Here is a 20,035-nt window from a genome sequence, read left to right as displayed (position 1 = left end):
GCCCGTGCGAATCGAGAATAGCTTCATCCCCGTCCAGGGCGTCGGCGAGGCGACTGAACGGAAACTCTGGTCGAACGGGATCACACACTGGGACGAATTTGACGGCTCGGTCGTCGGCCCGACGCGCGCCGACCGGATAGAGACCTTCATCGCGGAGGCGTGGCCCCACCTCGACGACGGCGACGCTTCCTTTTTCGACCGAACCCTCCCCTCGGGCGAGCGCTGGCGACTCTACGAGAACTTCCGCGCGGAGACGTGTTTCTTCGACATCGAGACGACCGGCCTCGACCATCACCGGGACCGCGTGACGACCGTGAGCTTTCACCGCGATGGCGAGACGACGACGCTCGTCCAGGGCGAGGATCTCACCGCCGACACGCTGGCACAGCAGTTCGAGGACGCCAAGCTACTGGTGACGTTCAACGGCAAGCGCTTCGACGTCCCCTTCCTCGAAACCTCGTTCGACGTCGACCTCGACATGCCCCACGTCGATCTGATGTACCCCTGCAAACAGCTCGGCTACTCGGGGGGACTCAAATCGATCGAGGGGGACCTCGGCGTCGAGCGCGACGAACCCGACATCACCGGGAAGGACGCTGTCAGGCTCTGGCGCGAGTACGAACGCGGCGACGAGAGCGCGCTCGACACGCTGGTCTCGTACAACCGTGACGACGCAGTGAACCTCCAGTCGCTGATGGAAACGGTACAGGAGAAGCTCCATCAGGACGTCTTCGAGACGGCCCGCGAGCAGTAACAGTCTCTTTCTCACCGGGCGTGGATCCCCGGCCGCGACCCGGCGATCAGTTTTCGTCGTCCGATTCCTCACCGTCGGATCCGTCCTCGGATTCCTCGTCGGGCCGCTCGTCCTGCACGAGCACGGCGGCGATCCGCGTCCCAGTGACGTCCTCGACGGTAAGCCGCCAGTCCCTGACCATCACCTCATCGCCGACCTCTGGGGCCCGTCCGAGTTCCGCAAGCACTAGCCCGCCGATGGTCTCGAACTCGTCGCTCTCGAAGTCGGCATCGAGCGCGTCGTTGACGTCCGTGAGCGTGACACCCCCGTCGGCGAGTGCCGTCCGGTCGTCTCGACGGTCGATCGTCGGTTCGCGTGCCTCCTCGTCGAACTCGTCACGGATATCGCCCACGACCCGCTCGACGAGGTCCTCGATCGTCACGATCCCCTCGAACGCGCCCCATTCGTCGATAATGGCGGCCATCTGTCGGCTCTCGGACTGCATCTGAGTCAGGAGTTCGCTCGCACGGGTCGTCTCGGGGACGACTGGCATCTCGCGTGCGATTTCGCCTGCTGTCGGATCTACAGGGTCTGCATCGCTGGATTCGCTCACGCGCATCACGTCTTTCACGTCGACGAAGCCGACCACCTGATCGGTGTCGGAGCCGTCAACGACCGGATAGCGGGTGTGGCCCTGCTCGATGATCAGCGTGCGGAGGTCTGACGCTAACATATCGGCGGGCACGGAGACCACGTCCGGACGCGGGACCATCGCCTCGCGCACGCTGACGTCGTCGAACTCGAAGACGCGCTCGATCATCTCGACTTCCTCCATGTCGATGTTACCCTCCCTGCCCGCGCGGGCGAGGACGGTGCGGAGTTCGCTCTCGGTGAAGGTCTCTTCGCTCTCGGAGGCCGGGGGGATCCCGATAAGCCGCGTGAAGTAGTTGGCCGTACCGTTGAAGACGATGATCCCCGGCACGAACACGATGTAGAACGCTCGCATCGGTGCCGCGACGAACAGCGCGACGCGCTCTGCCTGTGCGATAGCGATCGTTTTCGGCGCGAGTTCGCCGAAGACAACGTGGAGGAACGTGATGAAACCGAACCCTAACCCGAACGCCACGAAGTGGACGATGCTCTCGGGGAGTAGCGGTGCCAGCACGGGGTCGAGGAGCGCCGCGACCGCAGGTTCACCGATCCATCCCAGGCCGAGCGATGCGATGGTGATGCCCAGTTGCGTGACGGCGAGATAGTCGTCGAGGTTGTCCATCGCCGCTTCTAGCTGTCCTGCGCCCGCTTTCCCTTCCTCGACGAGCGTGTCGACCGCTTCCGATCGGATCCGGACGTAGGCGAACTCTGCGGCCACGAAAAACCCGTTCAGTACGACCAAAAACAGCGCCGCGAGGAGCCGTCCGCCCGAGACCAGTAGGTCTACCACGCCGCCCACCCCGTATTGGTGGGCTGCGCGCGGGTGCAAGAAGGATCGAGTTCTGTCAATGCGGATAACCACTCGCTGTGGAACTGGATCTGCCCATCCATGATAGAGGGGTGCATACTTTCAGATGAAAGCCCTCCCACAAGAGAGTGTCGAGAGCCTCTCAGCACGGTTAGGGCTGTCTAACGCCGTGTTCGAGCGTTCCTATCCCCTCGATCTCGATTTCGACGAGATCCCCATCTTCCAGTGGGCCGACGCCTTCCGGCGTTCCGGTCGAAATCACGTCGCCGGGTTCGAGGGTCATGTACGCGGTAATCTCTTCGATTAGCTGGGGGACCGAGAAGATGAGGTGGTCTCGCGTCGAATCCTGCCGAACCTCACCGTTTACCCGAAGCCGGATCGCGGCATCCTCGGGGACGTGCTCGGGCGACGCGACGACTGGGCCGATGGGTGCCGCGCCGTCGAACGCCTTCCCGCGAACCCAGTTGGTCTCCCGACGCTGGTCGTCCCGGTTCGAGATGTCGTTGACACAAGTAAAGCCCTCGACGACGTTCATCGCCTCGGCGGCGTCGACGTTGCGACACTGCTCGCCGATGACGACCCCGAGTTCGGCCTCGTGTTCGATCGTTTCTTTCCCGGCAGGAAGGGTCACCGTATCGCCGTGGCCAGCCAGCGTGTTCGGCGGCTTCAGGAAGAGCAAGGGCCGGTCCGGGACGTCTTCGCCACGTTCGGCGGCGTGGTCGGCGTAGTTGCGACCGATACAGACGAGTTTGTCCGGCGTCGCCGGCGGCAGGACGTCAACGCTCGACAGGTCGTAGCGACTGTCGCCGAACCGGACGACGCCGTCTTCGTCTAGCTCACCGCGTCGAGTCGAACCGGCAGGATCTCGGAAGCGAACGGATCTCATACCGACCACTCGTCGTCCGGCGCGTTAAAAGTTCAGAAAACGGCGAACGCTCAGTCCGCGCCGACCGCGGCCGTCCCGGACTCGGTGCGCGGGGACCGCCAGTACGCCTGCAGATACGCGCCGACGAACATCCCCGCGATGCCGATCAGGATCGGATAGTTGCCGATCCCGAGGCTCGCGTAGGCTGCACCGGGACAGATCCCCGAGAGCCCCCAGCCGATGCCGAAGATCGAACCGCCCGAGAGGACGTTCCTGTCCATCGACTTGAGGCGACGCTCGTAGGGGCGACCCGTCAGCGGGGCGTCCTCCCGAAGGCGCATCGCGAGGAAGATTGTCAGCGCCGTGACCGTCGCGGCCCCGCCCATCACGAACACCAGACCGAGGTCGACTAGCTGGAGGAACGAGAGCACGACTTCGGGCCGGGCCATCTCACTGAAGCCGAGTCCGAAGCCAAAGAGGATCCCGCCGAACAGGACGAGTGCGAGAAAGGCCGTCCCGCCTTCTTGCTCGGACATTACGGGCTCACCCCGGCAACACCAACGAGCATCGCAGTTCCGATTGCGACAGCCATGAACACCGCGACGTTCGCGACGGACGTCCGGGAGAGGGAGCCGACGCCACAGACGCCGTGGCCTGACGTACAGCCTTTCCCGAGTCGGGTCCCGATACCGATGAGAACGCCGCCGACGAGCAACCGCCACCACTGGACGTCGGTCGTCCAGATACCGTCCTGAAAGGCGAGCGCGTAGAGGCCCGCACCCAGGACGATGCCGACGGTGAACACGACGCGCCAGTCACGGGAGGTGACGAACCGTCGTTGCTGGAGTCGCGGGAGCTTCGAGCCGTACGAGAGCGTCGACTCCAGAAACGTGCTCGCGCCCGCGGTGATCCCCGTGCCCAGATAGATAGCCGAGGCGCCGAGTCCGATGAAGACGCCGCCGATCAGGTACTGCCAGACGTGATTCGGAAACAGTGCCTCGAACGTGAGCGTGAGGAGAACGGGATCGATCATGGAATCTCTCGTTGCCCGGATAACGTGGCCGTTCTGTATGTCGGTTCCGATCGTTGGGTACGAGAACGGCTGACAGTCCCGCGGAACACGTTCACACGGCGACGTCGTAACGACAGGTTTAAGCAAAATAGCCAGCAACTCGAAGATACGCTTCGCATGGGCGAAGTGCGCTCCGTTGGTGTAGTCCGGCCAATCATTTCGGCCTTTCGAGCCGATGACCTGGGTTCAAATCCCAGACGGAGCATTTTTCCGAACTTCGTGAGGAAAAGCGCACGCTGTGGGATTTGATTCTCGCAGAGAACGGTTCCATTCTCCGCAGTTATTACTCATGACGAAAATACGTCGACGCGTCCGGCTGGGTTCGTCGTAGCCGCCTCTAAACCACTGGTCACACGAGCGGGGAATCGAGACTGAGTAACAGCGACGTGCTAGGTCCGTTAGAATCGACGTTTACTGCGACGACGTCTCGACTGTGAACGTCCCGGAGTTCGAGACAGTGATCTGGCAATCCTGGTACCAGAACGAGACTTCGATTGGGAGGTCCGTAGAGACCGAAGACGACATCAGGTCAGCCAGTGCACCGGGGTTGACGCTGTCGTACAGTGGCGGCATTGCCGTTACGTCCTGATCGGTGATGTCGGCGACACGCTCGACGATGGTGACGACGAGTTCGCCCTCTGAATTATTTGATAGATCAATAACTTCGGCGTCAGGGTCGCTGGATGTGTCTTGGCTTAAAAACCGTGATGAATTGTTACTTGAGTCGACCATTTCGTTGTCCATGGGCGGATACACGGCGGATCGGAATAAGGACATAGACTGACTAGTCAGCCTCGTCTGTTGCCGACTTCTCGAAAAGATGCTGAAAGACGGTCTGCTGGGCTATACGGAGGTGTTGGTTGAACGTCTGTCTGGTCACGCCAAACCGCTCGGCCAGTTCGTCGCCGCTGCTCGTGCGTGGCGAGTCGAAGTAGCCGCTGAAGTACGCGGCGTTGAGCGTGGCAAGCTGTCGGTCGGTCAGCGCGTCTTCGACGATGTCGTACAGCAGGTGCGGCGAGTAGACCAGTTCTTCCGATACCAGTTCGACTTCGGAATGGAACCTGGCGATACCCTCGGCCGCGAGGCGAGGATCCACGTCGCCCGGGAGTTCGCCCAAAAACCGAACCTGATCGTGCGCGATGACGATAGCCCGTGGCTGGCCGCCGAGAGACTGGAATACTTCGGCCACTGTCGCCGACTCGGCGCGGGCTTCAATACGGCTATAACCATCGATAGTACTGAGCAAGCGGACGTTGACGTAATGTGGCACCTCTTCGACGGCGGTGACGAAATCACCCGCGGAGAGGTCCCGCGTCCCCATGTACTGAATGGTCGCTCCATCCGGTAAAGAGACGACGGATTCGACTTCGAGCCGGTGTTCACCTGCTTCGATACGAAGAGACGGGGGGACCGCCGACTGGCTCGCTCGAAATTCGACCCGCTGCATGTGATCGCTACTCAGCCGTTCCTCCCGGCGTTTCAGTGCTGTCACGTCCTGAAACGCGACGACGACGAACTCGACCTCGCCGTGGTCGTTCAGTATCGGGGCGGCGTTGTTCGTTAGCCATCGTTCGGAGCCATCCGGCAGTTCGAGCCGCTGTTCGTAGCCGAACTCGGGCCTCCCCGACTCGAAGACGTGCGTGACCGGATGATCGTCGACCGTGACCGTTCCTCCCTCGTGATAGATCTCCCAGTCTGACGCGTGATATGTCCGACCGAGAAGTCGCGCGCGCGGACAGTCGAGCGTCTCCGTCGCGCGCTCGTTGGCATACGCGACCTCACCGCCCGCATCGATCACGACCAGCGCGATGGGACTTGCCTCGAACATGCGGTATGCGAGGCTCTGGGAGGGGGTGCCCCCATCGCCGTCTGACTGGCCATCTGGGGCCAAGTCGCCGCTCCGCGAGCCGTCGTCCGAGCTGTTCGTCATGCTCTCACATGCTCGTCGTTGACCCTGTTACTCACGGGGAGAGCAGGCCGTCGACGGTTCCACTCCCGGTCGATTGCCACCCCCCTGACTGGTGTGTAAACGGTTCGCCGACGGAACGGCGGACCGACGGGTCGATTTCTGGCCACAGCAACGGTATGGCCTCAGTGAACAAGTGTGTTTCAGGGGGGTCGTGTCGGACACCTCCGTCTTGGAATCATGGTTGCCGCTGGAGTGCCTCCGGAAAGATGCTCTCCGGGAGATACGCGGAGACCGTCCAGTGCGGCGCGTTGACGACCTGATTGAGCTTCAGATCGACAGCCGCCGAACAGAGGATGTAGGCCTCCTCGCGGGTCAGATCCCGCTCGTCGTGAAGATGGCTGACCATCGACCGGACCGCTTTCTCGCTCGCGGTGTACAGATCCTCGTCGATGCCCGATGTGCCGAACATGCGCTGGTCACGGCCGGTGGGGGTAAACGGCCTGTCAGTCTCGAACTGTGGCCGATCGATCGTCAGATCCGAACGTAGGTCGAACCGGCACGTGACCGACATCGGTGCCTCGATTCCCGTCCCACAGACTTCGCCGTCCCCCTGTGCGGCGTGACAGTCGCCGATGCTGAACAGAGCATCCTTGACCGCGATAGGGAGATACACCGTCGAGTCCGCTGTTAGATGCTTGATGTCGAGATTGCCGCCCGGGGGGCGCGGCGGAAACGTACCGTGCTCGCCTTCCTCAGCAGGTGCAACGCCGACGATACCGGGAAAGGAAGCCACCGGTACCTCGATGTCGTTTACGAACCGGGCAACGTCCCCATCTAGATCCCAGACGTGGAGTGCTGGCTCCGGGAACTCGTCGGCCAGCAAGCCGAGTTCAGCCTCTCCCGGCAGAACCAGTGTGTAGCCCCAGCCTCGATGCTCGACATCTAACAGTTCTATCTGTAGCACGTCGCCCGGACGAGCACCCTCTACCGCGAGAGGGCCGGTCAACGGGTGGATCTCTTCGAGATCTAGCTCTGCGAGGTCCTCTACGGTCGAATCCGGTCCGATCTGTCCGTTCGTTGCGTCACGACATGTGAATTCGACGACGTCACCCGGTTCGATCCGTTGTACCGGATCGATCCCGTTGTCCCACGCAGTGTGCACACCCTCTTCGTCGGTGCTCACTCGATGATCGACAGCCGGGAGGTCCTTCGCCATGTGACCGCACTACAGCGCTCAGGGGTAAATAGACCACTTGCTGTGTCGAACGTCAGACGAAGCGTTCGGGTGCGACATCGGCGGAGACGTGTTCAGTGGGCTGGGACTGCCAGGTGTTCTCGTCCGCCCGTCGGTCATGTACACTCGCCCCCGGTCGGACAGGCTGGCCTACGCGTAAGAGTATGCACACACGAATGTTTGTAAAATCTAATAATTTCTTAAATAACATACCTATCAGAACAGTTTTACCGCTAACCTCCAGATATTCGGGCAAGATCAGCACAGTAATGAGGGATACTACACGCCGCGGTCCCGATGCGCTCATCGCTCCCGATGACTGCGAGCGTCTCGGCGGACGGAGCGTACAATGAACGGCTGGACGCCGACGACCTGTATGCGCTGTGCCGTCGGCTGTGGCCACCTACAGAAAGGCGTCGACGCCGGGTACGGACTCGACACGGTCCGCGGGGATACAAATCATCCAGTGACCCAGGGGATGGCGTGTCAGCGAGGGATCGACGAGACCGCAGATCCCGACGGCGAGTGGCTGACGCGTCCGCTCGTTCGTAGAGACGGCACGCTCGTTCCGACTAGCTGGGACACTGCACTCGCAATCGTCGGCGACGAGTTCCGGTCGGCCCTCGAAGCGACCCATGATGGCGTCGCCGTACTGGGGAGCGGCCAGCAGACGAACGAGGCGGCTTACGCGCTGGGGAAACTCGCCCGGGGCGGCTTCGGTACACGGTACTACGACGCCAACACCACGCTGTGTATGGCGTCGGCCGTCACGGCCTACTATCAGGCGTTCGGTAGCGACGCACCGCCGCCGACCTACGACGACGTACCGGAGGCCGAAACTCACCTGATCTGGGGTGCGAATCCTGCGGCGGCCCACCCGGTGATGTACCGGTGGATCGCCGACAGCGCCGGCGACGACGACAGCCAGATGATCGTCGTCGACCCCGTCGAGAGCGAGACTGTGGAGGACGCAGACGAGCACGTCCAGCTAGAACCGGGGACCGACCTCGCCTTCGCCCGCGCCGTGCTGGCCCAGGTCGTCGCCGACGGCGGGGTTTGCGAGGAGTTCGTCGAGGAGGCAACCGTCGGCTTCGACGCCCTGCTCGGGGAGTTGCCGAGCGTGGAGGCTGCTGCAGAAACGGCGGGCGTGTCCGTCGAGACGGTCGAGCGCATCGCGGACGCCTTCGGGGATCAGACGCTGGTCTACTGGGGCATGGGCGTGAACCAGAGCGTTCAGGGAACCGCAACTGCGCGGGCCCTCATCGACCTCTGTCTGGCGACCGATAACCTTCGACCGGGGAGTGGCCCCTTCTCGCTGACCGGACAGGCCAACTCCATGGGAACGCGACTCTGCTCCTCGAAGGGAACCTGGCCGGGTCACCGTCCGTTCGGTACGCCCGAGGACCGAGAAGCGGTGGCCGACGCCTGGGGGGTCCCTGAGGGTCGCCTGCCCGAGGATCCGGGCCCCGGACCGGTGGGCATCGTCGACGCGCTCGCCGACGGCGACCCCGAGGCGTGCTGGACAGTCGCGACGAACCCGGTTGCGGGGATGCCCGACGCCGACCGTGTCAGGGAGACCCTCTCCGAGACGTTCCTCGTCGTCCAGGACGCCTTCATGACCGAGACGGCCGAGGTGGCAGACGTGGTCCTCCCAGCCGCGACGTGGGGCGAGTCAGCGGGGACCGTGACCAACATGGAGCGGACCGTTTCACAGGTCAGGGCCGCAACCGAGACGCCCCCGAAGGTCAGACAGGATATCGACATCATCGCCGCAATCGGCCATCGACTCGACAGCGAACTGTTCGAGCAGTCGGTCCTCGACCCGGAATCGGCGTTCGAGGAGTTCCGCGACCTGACGGCCGGGACGCCGGCGGATCTCTCCGGAATTTCCTACGACCGCTTGGAGTCGGAGATGGCGGTTCGCTGGCCGGCACCTGACTCCGATACGCAGGGCGGCTACCGCTACTACTCCGAGGACGGGTGGACCTTCCCGACGTCATCCGGCCGGGCACGGTTCTCGACGGGGACACACGCCGGACTCGCCGAACCAAGCGACGAGACGTATCCGCTGACGCTGACAACCGGGCGACAGCCCGACGCGTACAACACCGGGGTCCGGACTCGCGGCGACAGGACGGACGTTCCGCCGGTCGCACGGATCCATCCCGAGACGATGCTGACCTATGGCGAGGCGTTCGAGCGCGGGAAGACCGTGGTAGTCTCTCGGCGGGCGTCGGTGACGGTGTCGGTCCAGTCCGACGAGGGCGTGCCCGAGGGGCTGATCTGGCTCCCGATCCACCATCCGGCAGTCAACGCACTCACGCTCCCGACAGTCGATCCGGACTCCGACGAGCCGAACTTCAAACAGTGTGCCGTCGACGTCCGTGCGCCGGATAGTGTCTGATGCAGTTCGCAGGAGTGGAGAGCCGATACTCGGAGCTTATTTTCCTGAGTCTCGGTTCGTGATCGGATCGGGCACCGTCACCCCCGGTGCCTCGTCTTCTTGCTCCAGCAGGACGTCGACGCCGAACGTCTCCAGCAGTTCGATGCTCGATTCGACGTGATCTGTCACTGCCGGGATGGCGAGTTCGCCCCCGGCGACGGCGAGCGGGAGCAGTACCTGATCGGCCAGATGCTCGTCGACGACGCCGCCGCTGCGCTCGAACTCGCGGAGTTTGGCGGCGGCGGCGGTGCCGACTTCTTCTGCGGGTGTCCCGCGCTCCCCGAGCGCCGAGACCCCCGCTCGACCGTCCTCGTACGAGCCAACGACGACGACCACGGAGCCAGGGGACTGGGCGGTGGCGACCGTCGAGACACGCTCGACGACAGAGGCGTGTTCCGGGAGTTCGTCCATGGCGGCGGTTGCCTGTCGCGGGGCGACGTTTGACTCGTCGAGATGCTCGGACGCCACCGAGTAGATGCGGACATCCCGGCGCTCGCCGCGTTCGGTCGACCGAATCGGTCCCAGTGTGCAGGGACCGAGTCGGAGCGTTGCCTCGCCACCGCCGGCGGGGTAGAAGCCGCGGGGTCCCGGTTCGACGGCGGCCTGCAAGCCGTGCTGGCGGAGGAAGGGGAATTTCACTCGCCGGTAGTAGTCGAGCGGGGGCGACCACTTCACGTCGGTGCCGCCGTCCACGGTCACCGATAGCGGTTCGTCGAGTAATGGCGCAAGCGGGAGGAGCGTGTCGAACACGAGCGTGATGCTGCCGGCGGTCCCGATGGACGCTTCGTAGCGTCCGCCAGAGACTGTGCCCGGATCGACGGTCAGCGTCGTCGAGCCGAGATCCGCGCCAGTCACGTCGGCATCGCAGATATCGGCGACGAGTTCGACCGCGCTACAGTGCTGGTGTTTTAGCCCTGGATTCGGTCGATTCCCTCGGACATCTTCGATACGGATCGGCGTGTCAGTCAGTATCGAGAGCGAAAGTGCCGACCGAACGATCTGACCGCCCCCGGCAGTCCCGTCGATGTCGAGCATACGCAGACTACCCTCGGCAACGAGTAAAGTGATAGGCCTTCACGCGACCGCGAGGAGGAATCCGACGAGCACGAGAAACGTCAGTAGCGCCTGCGCGACCGTCGACCCTAAAATGCCGATCGTGGTGTACACCGCCGACGTGACTCCGCGAGAGACGTCGTCGTGCCGGCGGACTTCCAGCAGGAAGACGAGCAGGCCGACGCCGAGGATCATCAACAGGGGACCCGTGAGAAAGAGCAGTACGACGCCGGCAACGCCCGCAACCCCGGTAACTCGCCAGGATGCACCACCTGCCCTCGCGGAGATCGCGCTGGCGAGGAGTTCGACGCCGAAAGCCAGCACGGCCACGAGGACGAGTCCGCCGAGCACGACGACTCCCGGGTCCGTGTAGCCGGTCGACCACCAGTAGCCGACGACAGCGACTACCGACAGGAGGGGGCCGGGAACCATCGGGACAATGCTCCCGATGATGCCGGCGATCAACAGCACGACGGCGACGGCGAAAGCGACCTCTACCATGTGCATATTTTCGGGAGGATCGGTAAATGGGGGTTTCGGCTGACCCGAACCGTTACACCGGACGCGTTCGCAGGGACCGGTATGACAGAACGCGCGGTGGTCGTCGGCGCGTCCTCCGGAATCGGCCGGGCGCTCGCACACGAACTCGCAGGAGAGGGGTACGAGGTAGGACTGACGGCACGGCGGACCGAACTACTGAAATAACTGGGCGAGGAGCTCCCGACCAAAGCATACGTTGCGACGATGGACGTCGCCGAAACGGACGAGGCTATCGACCGGTTCGAGCGCCTCGTCGAAGCGATGGGCGGCGTCGACCTCGTCGTGTTGAGTGCGGCCGTCGGCGAACTGAACGACGACCTCGACTGGCCGCCGGAACGGGAGACCGTCGACGTCAACGTCCGGGGCTTCGCCGGACTCGCGGTCGCGGCGATGGCCCACTTCGAGCAACGGGGTGCCGGCCACCTCGTCGGCATCTCCTCCGTCGCGGGGAACTTCGGCAACGCAGGCGCGCCCGCCTACAACGCCTCGAAAGCGTTCGTCTCGCGATATCTGGAGGGACTCAGATACCGGGCCGCCAACAGTGAGGCCGACGTGACCGTGACGACTATCGAACCCGGCTTCGTCGACACGGATCTGGCGCTGGGAGAGGACCAGTTCTGGATGGCAAGCCCGGAGACGGCGGCCCGGCAGATCCGGCAAGCGATCGACCGCAAACGAACGCACGCCTACGTTACCCGACGCTGGCGGGCGGTCGCGTGGCTCCTGCGGGCGCTTCCGGAATCCGTATTAAAACGGCTGTTCGCGTAGTTACTCGGAATATCGCGCTCGCTCGTCGAGCGCCGTCTCGGTGCCGTAGTCGTCGACGAGGGGCTGGAACGCCGTGCCGAGTGCGCGTTTGCACTGGCCCGTCGAGTGATAGCCGAGTCGGTCGGTGACGGTCTCCCAGTCGTGGGCCTGCAGGACACGCAGAACGAGCAGGCGTTCGTCCTGATCGTCGAGGCGTGGCTGTTCCCCGTCGAGAAAGTACGCCAGCACCAGTCGGCGGAACGGTCGCGGCGAGACGTCGAAGAGTCCGGGGCCGTATGCCGCGCCGACGACGACGCGCCACTCCCACGCGGTCAGATCGAGCGGGACCGATCCGGCGACCGTACGAAGCGTCGCCCGAAGGATATTCGGATCGGCATCGGACAGCGCGTCCGAGAGCACGCCGCCGATCCGGCGGACGAACCGCTCGGTGGTCCGGTCGCGGAGGTCCTGACCCGCCCCGGAGAGCGGATCGATCATGATCGCGGAGTACTCGCCGCTGGTGTCGTTCCGGGTCGTAGAGAGATGCAGCGTCGAGAAGCCGTTCCTGTGCCAGAACCGGAGTAGCTCCGGCGTTGCACCGTAGCCGACGCCGATCCAGTCGAGGTCGATCTCTACTGCGTGCTCCCGAGCGGCGTCTAGGAGCGCCGAGCCGAGTCCACAGGAGCGGGCGGCGTGGTGGGTAGCGATCCGGAGGACGCGCCAGCCAACCGGCACGGCGGCGCGCTCGTCCCGTAACTGTGTCGTCAGCACGTCCGGAAACATGTTGCCGCGAACGCGCTCGCCGTCGTACATCTTCGCCCGCAGGTCGGCCGAGAGCCCGCCTTCCCGGGCCAGCATGGCGACCGAGACGACGTGACCGTCGTACAGCAGGGCGTGGACCGTGAGGTTCGGCGCGTCGAGTAGTCGGGCCAGGTCGTTCGGCTCGGTCCGGTAGTGCGCCAGCACCAGCAGGCCGAACACCTCACGAAAGCGCACCTCGTCGTCGAGCAGTTCCTCCGCGGAGAACCGCCGATGCTCGACGCGTTCGGGTGTGGCGTCCGCGACCAACTGGTCGACCGCCGGGCGCGCGTCGAGCAAGAGCGCGTCGAACGCCCAGACTTCCACCGGATCGCCGGGCGCGTACCGGATCGGTTCGGCCAGCGAGAGATCCGTGACCTCGTGGTTGCTCTCGTCGAGTCGGCTCCGGAACCGCACCGAGAACCCGCGGCCAGCCCCTTCGTAGCCATGTACGGTGGTCGCGAAGGCGACGCGGTCCGCCGCGAGGAACCGTTCGAGCAGTCCGACCGGGAACGCGGCGGCCTCGTCGACGAAGACGACGTCCGCATCGCCCGCACACTCGGCGGCCGCCGTTGGCTCCGCGAACCGAAGCGAGCCACCGTCTGCGAGGTCGATCCGCGTTGGGACAGCGGTGCCGTCGGCCTCTGTAGCCCGATCAGTGCCGACCGCGTCGAGCAGTTCGTCGGCCCGCGCGAACAACTCCCGGGCGCTCCGGAACTCCGGCGCGGTCACAAGCACGTTCTCGCCCGCGCGTACGAGACTACCGGCCGCGAGTCCGGCCGCGCTCGACTTCCCCCGGCCGCGGTCCGATTCGACGACGACCGCCTGCCCCCCGTCGGCGAGCGCTTCGAGTCCGCGAACGGCGTCGGCCTGGTCGGCGGTCAGACAGGCCTCGTAGGCCGCGTCAGGAAACACCGCGTCCTCGGGGGTGGTGACGGGTTCTGACACGTCCCCGAGCACAGGCGCCGGATCGGTCAGGCCGTCGGCCTCGATGCGCTCGGTATCGACGTCGACGATGGCGACGCCGCGATGGGCGCGAAGCCGTTCGACAAACCGTTGGCGGAAGTTGCCAGTAACGTCCTCGACGCCGAAGGGCGGTACCGCAAGCGCAGAGTCGAACGGATCGCTACGGTCCGGCCAGTCGTCGAGCGGCGGGCTACACAGGATCAGGAGGCCCCCGCCGTCGACTGCGCCGACCACCCGGCCGAGCGCGTTCGGGCGCAAGCCGTCGTGGGCATCGAAGACGACAGCGTCACGAGTGGTTCCGAGCAACTCGTTGGCGTTGCGGTGGGCGATTCGCTCACAGCCGAGCGCGTCGGTTGACCCGACAATGGTCGTCTCGCTTCGGGCGATTCCGGCCACGTCGAGCGCAGTCGCTGCGGCGTCCTGGCAGGCCGACTGCTTGCCCGACAGCACCAGTACGCGCCGCTCGTTCGTCGCAGTCGCTTCGCGACGGAGCGCCTCGGCGACCGTCTGCACGTCCATACGTGGTGCTGTTCCCGGGCGAATACAAAGGGGACGGTTCGCCGACGCCAGACACCCCCTTGATCTCCCTGTGACCGTGGCTCATGGCCTGGGACGTTTGAAAGCGCTTTTATGGAGTGGTGTGCAACGCAAGTGTACAGCCTGCGCGGGGTTGATGATGCTCCTAGCCACACAGGACTTTCGCTGACCGCCTTCGGGCGGTCGGACAGGCTCTCCGAACAGGGGATCCGGACGGCAGGGGAGCGCGAGCCCACGCGCGGGAGGTGAACAACCATGCCAGTATACGTAGATTTCGACGTACCAGCCGACCTTCAGGACGACGCCGTCGACGCCCTGGAAGTCGCACGAGACACGGGAACAGTGAAGAAAGGAACCAACGAAACCACCAAAGCGATCGAGCGTGGCAACGCCGACCTCGTCTTCGTCGCCGAGGACGTCCAGCCCGAAGAGATCGTGATGCATCTCCCCGAACTCTCAGAGGAGAAAGGCATCCCGGTCATCTTCATCGAGACGCAGGACGACGTCGGCCACGCGGCCGGTCTCGAAGTCGGGAGCGCCGCCGCGGCGATCGTCGACGCCGGCGAGGCGTCCGACGACGTCGACGAGATCGCAACCAAGGTCGAGGACCTTCAGTAGAGATCTCTCATGAGCGCAGAAGAGTCTGAAAGCGGATCCACGCCCGCAGAAGTCATCGAGATCGTGGGAAAGACCGGGATGCACGGCGAGGCCATGCAGGTCAAGTGCCGCATCCGGGAGGGCGAGAATCAGGGACGGATCATCACCCGAAACGTCCTTGGTCCCGTCCGGGAGGGCGACATCCTCCAACTCCGTGAAACTGCCCGCGAAGCCGATTCGATCGGAGGTCAGTAACAATGGTTCAGCACCGAACGTGCGATTACAGCGGAGAAGAGATCGAGCCGGGTACGGGCATCATGTACGTCCGTACCGACGGTACAGTGCTCCACTTCGCCGACTCGAAGTGCGAGAAGAACTACTTCCTCGGCCGCGAACCGCGCGACCTCGAATGGACCGAGGAAGGCGGCAACTGGTCCGACGAAGGCGATGCGCCGGAGCCGGAACCCGAACCAGAGGAAGAAGCAGAGCCGGACGTCGAAGAATCGGCAGACGAGGAAGACGTCGAAGCGGACGAAGCGGCTGACGCCGACGAGGCCGCCGACGAAGAGGACGACCAATGAGCGAGAGCCGCGAGCGGACGTTTGTGATGATCAAGCCGGACGCGTTCCAGCGCAGGCTGGTCGGCGAAATCGTCGGTCGGTTCGAGGAGCGCGGGCTGAAGCTCGTCGGCATGAAGCTCACGCGACTGGATCGTGACCTCGCCGAAGATCATTACGGCGAGCACGAGGACAAGCCGTTCTTCGACGACCTCGTGGAGTTCATAACGTCCGGCCCCGTCCTCCCGATGGTCTGGGAAGGCGAGGACGCGACGCGACAGGTCCGACAGATGATCGGCGCGACCGACCCCGCAGAGGCCGCGCCGGGGACGATCCGCGGCGACTACGCCGTCGACCTCGGCCGCAACGTCGTCCACGCGGCCGACCACGAGGACGAGGGCGCGAACGAACGCGAGATCGACCTCTTCTTCGACGAGGACGAACTCGTCGAGTACGACAACCACGAAGCGACCTGGCTCTACGAGTAGCGTAGGCCCGGCAGTTCGGGTTTTCTCTTTCACGACTCCGGAGCGACACCTCTGTCGAACGGTTCCGATCAAAAAGACTGCTCAGAAACGGAATCGCTCAGTTCGACACCGTGTTCGCCTGCCAGCCGGGATCCTGGCCTGTCTGGTCGATCAGGTCGGCCCGGCACGCCGGGCAGTAGTCGGGAGTCGCAGATGTTCCGTCGGGGACGTACACCGCGCCGCCACATTCTACACACTCGTCGTCGACGACCGTTACACAGTCCGCACAGAGGTTGAAGTCGTCAACTGTGAGTTCACGCAGGGGTTCGAGTTGTTTATCAAGAAGGTACTCGTCGATGACCGCCTGACAGCTGTGGCATGGTTTCATAGCGATTCAACTATTGGTATGAGATCACATCACAAGTATCTGTCCCCCGAACCTAGCTGACTGGCATCGTCCACGGATCGACGGCGGGTCATGGTACCTCGACTCTCGCAAGTGTTATACATCCCACGCCCCTCGAATAGTATGTAATGGCAGAAGGTAAGGTTGATTTCTTCAACGACACAGGCGGCTACGGTTTCATTTCCACTGACAGCGACGATGTAGACGACGACGAGGACGTGTTCTTCCACATGGAAGACGTCGGCGGTCCCGACCTAGAAGAGGGTCAGGAAGTCGAGTTCGACATCGAATCATCCCCCAAGGGACCCCGCGCGACGAACCTCGTCCGACAGTAAACGAGTTCTCCGCAACGGATACTTTTCAGTTTTTTTATAGCCCACGAGCCACGGCTGATGCGCTCTGAGCAGTTATCGATACGTAGCACCAGCAGTGCCGAGAAAAAACGCCGAAAGCGGGAGACGCGTCAGTTACTGATGTGGTCCGCGAGGTTATTGCGGAGGATCGTATCGCAGTAGACACAGCGAACTTCGTCGTCGAGCACCTCGAACTTCGAGTCGACTGGCTCGTCGTCGGTCGTGATGCAGTTGCGGTTAGGACACTCCAGCACGCCCTCGACGGTATCCGGGCGGTCCAGTCGGCGCTTGTCGACGACGTCGTACTCGTTGACGATGTTGATCGTCGCGTCGGGGGCGATCAGCGAGAGGACGTCTACCTCGTTCTGGCTGAGTTCGCGCCCCTCGACTTTGACGATGTCCTTTCGTGGAAGTCTGTCACTCGGGACGTTCATTCCGACACTGACTTCCTCGCCGCCTGAGCCGTCGATGCCGAGGATGGCGAGGACGTTCAGCGCCTGGCCGCCGGGGACGTGGTCGATGACGGTACCGTTGCGGATCTTGCTGACGCGGAGTTCGTGTTCGCTCATTGGGACTCACCTCGCTGGTTCGACAGCAGAATGTCGAGGAGCGCCATCCGGACCGGGACGCCGTTGTGCGCTTGCGAGAAGTAGTTCGCGTGCTCGGTGTCGTCGATTGCCGGTGCGATCTCGTTGACGCGCGGGAGCGGATGCATGATAGTGAGATCGTCGCTCGCGGCGTCGAGGGTTTCTTCGTCGATCTGATACTCGCCCGCGATGGCGTGATACTCGTTCTCGTCGGGGAACCGCTCGCGCTGGATGCGCGTAACATAGAGGACGTCTAGTTCCGGTAGGATCTCGTCGAGATCGGTGTGCTCTCGGACCGACGCGCCTTCCTGATGGAGGTCGTACCGGACGCTCCGGGGGATCTGGAGGCTGTCGGGGCTGATGAAGTGCTGGCGGACGTCGAAGTTCGTCAGCGCGTTCGCCAGCGAGTGGACGGTTCGGCCGTACTTCAGGTCGCCCATGATGCCGATCGTGAGATCGTCGAGGCCGTTCTGTTCGCGCATCGTGTACAGATCGAGAAGCGTCTGGGTGGGGTGATGACCCGCACCGTCGCCGGCGTTGACCAGCGGGACGTCAACGAACTCGCTGGCCATCTTGGCCGATCCCTGGCGCGGATGGCGCAACACGAGCGCGTCGGCGTAGCCCTGGATGACGCGGACGGTATCCGCGAGGCTCTCGCCTTTCGACACGCTGGAGGACTCGACCGAGCCCATATCGACGATATCCCCGCCCATGCGTTTGATCGCGGCCTCGAAACTCATCTTGGTTCGGGTGCTCGGCTCGAAAAAGAGCAACCCGAGCAGCGTGTCGGCGTGCCGTTCGCGGACCGCCGAGGGGTTCGCCGCGATCTCGGCAGCCCGGTCGAGGACGCTCTCGATCTCCTCTCGCGTTAGCTGTTTTGCCGTTATGAGGTGCTCGTCCCGCATTGTGTATCAACGGTAGCCGGTCCCTATTGAATCTCCCCATCTGTCCCAACCGGGAACAGAAAACAGGGTCGTTAGAAGGAGTCATCTCTGCAGTACGAGATGCCACCATTTTTCACCGAAAGTAACCGGACCGCGGACCAGCCCCTGCGTCAGTAGCCCACGACTTCGCCGTCCTTTCGCGGTTCCGTCGCTCCCGATAACGTCCCCTCCCGGTTGCGGACGATCTGTGCGCCGCCGAAGCGGATCGGCGGGAGGACGGAGACCCCGTGCCCCCGCCGAGCGAGTTTCGAGGCGAGCGCCCCGTCGAACTGTCCCTCGACGGCGAGTCGCCCATCAGCCTGGTAGCGCCACCGCGGTTCGTCCAGTGCCCGCTGGAGCGGCATGTCGTAGTCGACGATGTTCGAGACGACCTGGACGTGGCCCTGCGGCTGCATGTATCCGCCCATAACGCCGAAGGCCGCCCAGTCGTCCTCGCCGAAGCGGGCGAGCGCGGGGATCAGCGTGTGAAACGGGCGTTTGCCCGGTTCGATCCGATTCGGATGGTCGGAATCCAGCGAGAACGACCAGCCGCGGTTCTGCAGGGCGATGCCGGTATCGCCGGCGACAAGCCCGCTCCCGAACCCGGCAAACCGCGAGTTGATGTAGGAGACGAGATTGCCCTCGCCGTCGGCGACCGTCAGCAGGACGGTATCCGCGTTCTCGCCCGCGCCGTCACCGAACCCGACGTCGACGTCCTGGATCGGCTCCGACCCGATCTCTTCGGCTCGACTGGCAGTGTACTCCGGGTCGGCGAGTGGGGGAACCGCTTCGTACTCCGGATCGGTGATATACTGGTGGCCATCGTGGAAGGCGATCTTCGTCGCCTCGGCGAACTTGTGGACGCGCTCGGGCGAGTCGTACGGCTCGTCGCCCGCACCGATCTCCTCGGCAATGCCGAGCGCTTCGAGGGCGATTAGCCCCTGATTGTTTGGGGGCAGTTCGTAGATCTCCGCGCCCCGATAGCTGGCGCTCACCGGGTCGACGAACTCCGGTTCGAAAGTGGCGAGATCGTCGTGGCGCAGAAAGCCGCCGTTCGACTGCACTTCGTCCACGATGGCATCGGCGATCTCGCCCTCGTAGACGGCGTCAGCCCCCTCTTCGGCGATCTGCTGGAGACTCCCCCCGAGTTCGGGCAGGGTGACGTGCTCGCCGACCCGTGGCGCGCGCTCGCCGTCGACGAGATAGGCGTTCCGGGCATGCGGGTCGTCGAAGAGGTCCTCCCCGTGCTCCCATGCGCTGGCGATCACTTCGCTGACGGGGTAGCCCTCGGTCGCGTACCGGATCGCCGGTGCGAGCACGTCGCCAAGCGAGCGCGTTCCGAGCCGGTCGACGGTGGCCTCCCAGCCACGCGCTGTGCCGGGAACAGTCACGGGATGTGCACCGTGCTGGGGCATTGTAGCATCACTCGGTGCGACGTCTTGCTCCTCGGCCACCGCGTCCCGAACCCGGTCGAGCGTGGCGTCGGCGGGTGCGCCGCCACAGCTACGCATCGCTCCGACCTCGCCCTCTGCTGTGCGGTATAGCGCGAAGACGTCGCCGCCGAGTCCGGTGCTCGTTGGCTCGACGACGTTCAGCGCGGCCGCGGTCGCGACGGCGGCGTCGAAGGCGTTACCCCCGTCACGGAGGATCGAGACGCCCGCTTCGGCGGCGAGCGGTTGACTGGTCGCGACGATACCCTCCGGTGCATGCACGGTCGAGCGCCGGGATTCGAACCGATCGAGGTCGGGGGCGTCCATACCGACCTATTGGGTGGCCGGTAGGAAAAACA

General features: G+C 64.1%; 21 protein-coding genes, 1 tRNA gene and 1 pseudogene. 9 read left to right on the top strand and 14 right to left on the bottom strand.

Annotated features, from left to right (window positions below; all coding sequences use genetic code 11):
• Nucleotides 1-4: 4 nt before the first annotated feature.
• Nucleotides 5-754 carry a ribonuclease H-like domain-containing protein gene (locus ACFQL3_RS06495; protein ID WP_377052492.1) on the top strand — a complete coding sequence of 250 codons (750 nt, stop codon included), beginning with the start codon at nucleotides 5-7 and terminating at the stop codon, nucleotides 752-754.
• A 46-nt stretch (nucleotides 755-800) separates the two neighbouring features.
• Here the strand turns inward: ACFQL3_RS06495 and ACFQL3_RS06490 are convergent, their stop codons facing one another.
• The 4 genes from ACFQL3_RS06490 to ACFQL3_RS06475 all read right to left on the bottom strand — a co-directional run bounded on the left by ACFQL3_RS06490 (nucleotide 801) and on the right by ACFQL3_RS06475 (nucleotide 4,090).
• Nucleotides 801-2,174: a hemolysin family protein gene (locus ACFQL3_RS06490; protein ID WP_377052490.1), complete on the bottom strand. Its 1,374-nt coding sequence runs from the start codon at nucleotides 2,172-2,174 to the stop codon at nucleotides 801-803.
• Nucleotides 2,175-2,343: 169 nt separating this feature from the next.
• Complete coding sequence (locus tag ACFQL3_RS06485) at nucleotides 2,344-3,078, bottom strand: fumarylacetoacetate hydrolase family protein (protein ID WP_377052488.1); 735 nt, start codon at nucleotides 3,076-3,078, stop codon at nucleotides 2,344-2,346.
• 50 nt (nucleotides 3,079-3,128) lie between these two features.
• Nucleotides 3,129-3,593, bottom strand: a complete 465-nt coding sequence (locus tag ACFQL3_RS06480; RefSeq protein ID WP_377052486.1) for a DUF6691 family protein — start codon at nucleotides 3,591-3,593, stop codon at nucleotides 3,129-3,131.
• Nucleotides 3,593-4,090 (bottom strand): YeeE/YedE family protein, encoded by a 498-nt coding sequence (locus tag ACFQL3_RS06475; protein ID WP_377052484.1) that lies wholly within the window; start codon nucleotides 4,088-4,090, stop codon nucleotides 3,593-3,595. The genes ACFQL3_RS06480 and ACFQL3_RS06475 overlap by 1 nt, the downstream gene beginning before the upstream one ends.
• A 169-nt stretch (nucleotides 4,091-4,259) precedes the next feature.
• Between ACFQL3_RS06475 and ACFQL3_RS06470 the strand changes: the two genes are divergently transcribed.
• A tRNA-Glu gene (locus tag ACFQL3_RS06470) sits at nucleotides 4,260-4,334 on the top strand.
• A gap of 206 nt (nucleotides 4,335-4,540) precedes the next feature.
• On the opposite strand, the gene ACFQL3_RS06465 is transcribed toward ACFQL3_RS06470, so the two are convergent.
• The 3 genes from ACFQL3_RS06465 to ACFQL3_RS06455 all read right to left on the bottom strand — a co-directional run bounded on the left by ACFQL3_RS06465 (nucleotide 4,541) and on the right by ACFQL3_RS06455 (nucleotide 7,254).
• Nucleotides 4,541-4,873 carry a HalOD1 output domain-containing protein gene (locus ACFQL3_RS06465; RefSeq protein WP_377052482.1) on the bottom strand — a complete coding sequence of 111 codons (333 nt, stop codon included), beginning with the start codon at nucleotides 4,871-4,873 and terminating at the stop codon, nucleotides 4,541-4,543.
• 40 nt (nucleotides 4,874-4,913) lie between these two features.
• Entirely contained in the window at nucleotides 4,914-6,059 is a 1,146-nt protein-coding gene (locus ACFQL3_RS06460; RefSeq protein WP_377052480.1) for a helix-turn-helix domain-containing protein, read from the bottom strand.
• Nucleotides 6,060-6,273: 214 nt separating this feature from the next.
• Nucleotides 6,274-7,254 (bottom strand): acetamidase/formamidase family protein, encoded by a 981-nt coding sequence (locus tag ACFQL3_RS06455; protein ID WP_377052478.1) that lies wholly within the window; start codon nucleotides 7,252-7,254, stop codon nucleotides 6,274-6,276.
• A 367-nt stretch (nucleotides 7,255-7,621) separates the two neighbouring features.
• Between ACFQL3_RS06455 and nasA the strand changes: the two genes are divergently transcribed.
• Nucleotides 7,622-9,676 carry an assimilatory nitrate reductase NasA gene (gene nasA / locus ACFQL3_RS06450; protein WP_377052476.1) on the top strand — a complete coding sequence of 685 codons (2,055 nt, stop codon included), beginning with the start codon at nucleotides 7,622-7,624 and terminating at the stop codon, nucleotides 9,674-9,676.
• A gap of 36 nt (nucleotides 9,677-9,712) precedes the next feature.
• Here nasA and rtcA read toward each other — a convergent pair whose 3' ends face one another.
• Both rtcA and ACFQL3_RS06440 read right to left on the bottom strand, forming a co-directional pair.
• On the bottom strand, nucleotides 9,713-10,750 hold the full coding sequence (rtcA, locus tag ACFQL3_RS06445) for an RNA 3'-terminal phosphate cyclase (RefSeq protein WP_377052474.1): 1,038 nt from the start codon (nucleotides 10,748-10,750) through the stop codon (nucleotides 9,713-9,715).
• A 39-nt stretch (nucleotides 10,751-10,789) separates the two neighbouring features.
• The gene (locus tag ACFQL3_RS06440) at nucleotides 10,790-11,269 is read right to left on the bottom strand and encodes a DUF456 domain-containing protein (RefSeq protein WP_377052472.1); all 480 of its coding nucleotides are present in this window, start codon (nucleotides 11,267-11,269) and stop codon (nucleotides 10,790-10,792) included.
• An 81-nt stretch (nucleotides 11,270-11,350) separates the two neighbouring features.
• Between ACFQL3_RS06440 and ACFQL3_RS06435 the strand changes: the two are divergent.
• Nucleotides 11,351-12,076: pseudogene (locus ACFQL3_RS06435) on the top strand (SDR family NAD(P)-dependent oxidoreductase).
• Here ACFQL3_RS06435 and tmcA read toward each other — a convergent pair.
• Complete coding sequence (tmcA, locus tag ACFQL3_RS06430; RefSeq protein ID WP_377052470.1) at nucleotides 12,077-14,338, bottom strand: tRNA(Met) cytidine acetyltransferase TmcA; 2,262 nt, start codon at nucleotides 14,336-14,338, stop codon at nucleotides 12,077-12,079.
• 273 nt (nucleotides 14,339-14,611) lie between these two features.
• Between tmcA and rpl7ae the strand changes: the two genes are divergently transcribed.
• The 4 genes from rpl7ae to ndk are packed head-to-tail and all read left to right on the top strand — an operon-like array spanning nucleotide 14,612 to nucleotide 15,998.
• A complete protein-coding gene (rpl7ae, locus tag ACFQL3_RS06425; RefSeq protein ID WP_377052468.1) occupies nucleotides 14,612-14,974 on the top strand; it encodes a 50S ribosomal protein L7Ae in 363 nt (120 codons plus the stop codon).
• Between the two features lie 9 nt (nucleotides 14,975-14,983).
• Nucleotides 14,984-15,208 carry a 30S ribosomal protein S28e gene (locus tag ACFQL3_RS06420; protein ID WP_377052466.1) on the top strand — a complete coding sequence of 75 codons (225 nt, stop codon included), beginning with the start codon at nucleotides 14,984-14,986 and terminating at the stop codon, nucleotides 15,206-15,208.
• Nucleotides 15,209-15,210: 2 nt separating this feature from the next.
• A complete protein-coding gene (locus ACFQL3_RS06415) occupies nucleotides 15,211-15,534 on the top strand; it encodes a 50S ribosomal protein L24e (RefSeq protein ID WP_377052464.1) in 324 nt (107 codons plus the stop codon).
• Nucleotides 15,531-15,998, top strand: a complete 468-nt coding sequence (gene ndk / locus ACFQL3_RS06410) for a nucleoside-diphosphate kinase (protein ID WP_377052462.1) — start codon at nucleotides 15,531-15,533, stop codon at nucleotides 15,996-15,998. The genes ACFQL3_RS06415 and ndk overlap by 4 nt, the downstream gene beginning before the upstream one ends.
• A gap of 97 nt (nucleotides 15,999-16,095) precedes the next feature.
• Here ndk and ACFQL3_RS06405 read toward each other — a convergent pair whose 3' ends face one another.
• Nucleotides 16,096-16,365, bottom strand: a complete 270-nt coding sequence (locus tag ACFQL3_RS06405) for a DUF7571 family protein (protein ID WP_377052460.1) — start codon at nucleotides 16,363-16,365, stop codon at nucleotides 16,096-16,098.
• Nucleotides 16,366-16,511: 146 nt separating this feature from the next.
• On the opposite strand from ACFQL3_RS06405, the gene ACFQL3_RS06400 reads away from it, so the two are divergent.
• Nucleotides 16,512-16,718 (top strand): cold-shock protein, encoded by a 207-nt coding sequence (locus ACFQL3_RS06400; RefSeq protein WP_377052458.1) that lies wholly within the window; start codon nucleotides 16,512-16,514, stop codon nucleotides 16,716-16,718.
• Between the two features lie 128 nt (nucleotides 16,719-16,846).
• Here the strand turns inward: ACFQL3_RS06400 and pyrI are convergent, their stop codons facing one another.
• From pyrI to ggt, 3 genes are all read right to left on the bottom strand, one after another.
• On the bottom strand, nucleotides 16,847-17,305 hold the full coding sequence (gene pyrI / locus ACFQL3_RS06395; protein WP_377052456.1) for an aspartate carbamoyltransferase regulatory subunit: 459 nt from the start codon (nucleotides 17,303-17,305) through the stop codon (nucleotides 16,847-16,849).
• Nucleotides 17,302-18,228, bottom strand: coding sequence for an aspartate carbamoyltransferase (gene pyrB / locus ACFQL3_RS06390; RefSeq protein WP_377052454.1), 927 nt, complete (start codon nucleotides 18,226-18,228; stop codon nucleotides 17,302-17,304). Before pyrB ends, pyrI begins: the two co-directional genes overlap by 4 nt.
• A 149-nt stretch (nucleotides 18,229-18,377) precedes the next feature.
• Entirely contained in the window at nucleotides 18,378-20,003 is a 1,626-nt protein-coding gene (gene ggt / locus ACFQL3_RS06385; protein ID WP_377052452.1) for a gamma-glutamyltransferase, read from the bottom strand.
• Between the last annotated feature and the right edge of the window lie 32 nt (nucleotides 20,004-20,035).

The organism is Natronoarchaeum sp. GCM10025321 (genome assembly GCF_042663585.1).
Classification (GTDB): Archaea; Halobacteriota; Halobacteria; order Halobacteriales; family Natronoarchaeaceae; genus Natranaeroarchaeum.
The sequence above is the reverse complement of the archived record's forward strand: the minus strand, read 5'-3'. Positions and strand labels throughout refer to the sequence as shown.

Excerpts from the sequence above, each read along its gene's own strand:
- ACFQL3_RS06485 (WP_377052488.1), bottom strand. The coding sequence starts at position 3,078 with ATGAGATCCGTTCGCTTCCGAGATCCTGCCGGTTCGACTCGACGCGGT.
- ACFQL3_RS06480 (WP_377052486.1), bottom strand. The coding sequence starts at position 3,593 with ATGTCCGAGCAAGAAGGCGGGACGGCCTTTCTCGCACTCGTCCTGTTC.
- ACFQL3_RS06475 (WP_377052484.1), bottom strand. The coding sequence starts at position 4,090 with ATGATCGATCCCGTTCTCCTCACGCTCACGTTCGAGGCACTGTTTCCG.
- ACFQL3_RS06465 (WP_377052482.1), bottom strand. The coding sequence starts at position 4,873 with ATGGACAACGAAATGGTCGACTCAAGTAACAATTCATCACGGTTTTTA.
- ACFQL3_RS06460 (WP_377052480.1), bottom strand. The coding sequence starts at position 6,059 with ATGACGAACAGCTCGGACGACGGCTCGCGGAGCGGCGACTTGGCCCCA.
- ACFQL3_RS06455 (WP_377052478.1), bottom strand. The coding sequence starts at position 7,254 with ATGGCGAAGGACCTCCCGGCTGTCGATCATCGAGTGAGCACCGACGAA.
- nasA (WP_377052476.1), top strand. The coding sequence starts at position 7,622 with ATGAACGGCTGGACGCCGACGACCTGTATGCGCTGTGCCGTCGGCTGT.
- rtcA (WP_377052474.1), bottom strand. The coding sequence starts at position 10,750 with ATGCTCGACATCGACGGGACTGCCGGGGGCGGTCAGATCGTTCGGTCG.
- ACFQL3_RS06440 (WP_377052472.1), bottom strand. The coding sequence starts at position 11,269 with ATGGTAGAGGTCGCTTTCGCCGTCGCCGTCGTGCTGTTGATCGCCGGC.
- tmcA (WP_377052470.1), bottom strand. The coding sequence starts at position 14,338 with ATGGACGTGCAGACGGTCGCCGAGGCGCTCCGTCGCGAAGCGACTGCG.
- rpl7ae (WP_377052468.1), top strand. The coding sequence starts at position 14,612 with ATGCCAGTATACGTAGATTTCGACGTACCAGCCGACCTTCAGGACGAC.
- ACFQL3_RS06420 (WP_377052466.1), top strand. The coding sequence starts at position 14,984 with ATGAGCGCAGAAGAGTCTGAAAGCGGATCCACGCCCGCAGAAGTCATC.
- ACFQL3_RS06415 (WP_377052464.1), top strand. The coding sequence starts at position 15,211 with ATGGTTCAGCACCGAACGTGCGATTACAGCGGAGAAGAGATCGAGCCG.
- ndk (WP_377052462.1), top strand. The coding sequence starts at position 15,531 with ATGAGCGAGAGCCGCGAGCGGACGTTTGTGATGATCAAGCCGGACGCG.
- ACFQL3_RS06405 (WP_377052460.1), bottom strand. The coding sequence starts at position 16,365 with ATGAAACCATGCCACAGCTGTCAGGCGGTCATCGACGAGTACCTTCTT.
- ACFQL3_RS06400 (WP_377052458.1), top strand. The coding sequence starts at position 16,512 with ATGGCAGAAGGTAAGGTTGATTTCTTCAACGACACAGGCGGCTACGGT.
- pyrI (WP_377052456.1), bottom strand. The coding sequence starts at position 17,305 with ATGAGCGAACACGAACTCCGCGTCAGCAAGATCCGCAACGGTACCGTC.
- pyrB (WP_377052454.1), bottom strand. The coding sequence starts at position 18,228 with ATGCGGGACGAGCACCTCATAACGGCAAAACAGCTAACGCGAGAGGAG.
- ggt (WP_377052452.1), bottom strand. The coding sequence starts at position 20,003 with ATGGACGCCCCCGACCTCGATCGGTTCGAATCCCGGCGCTCGACCGTG.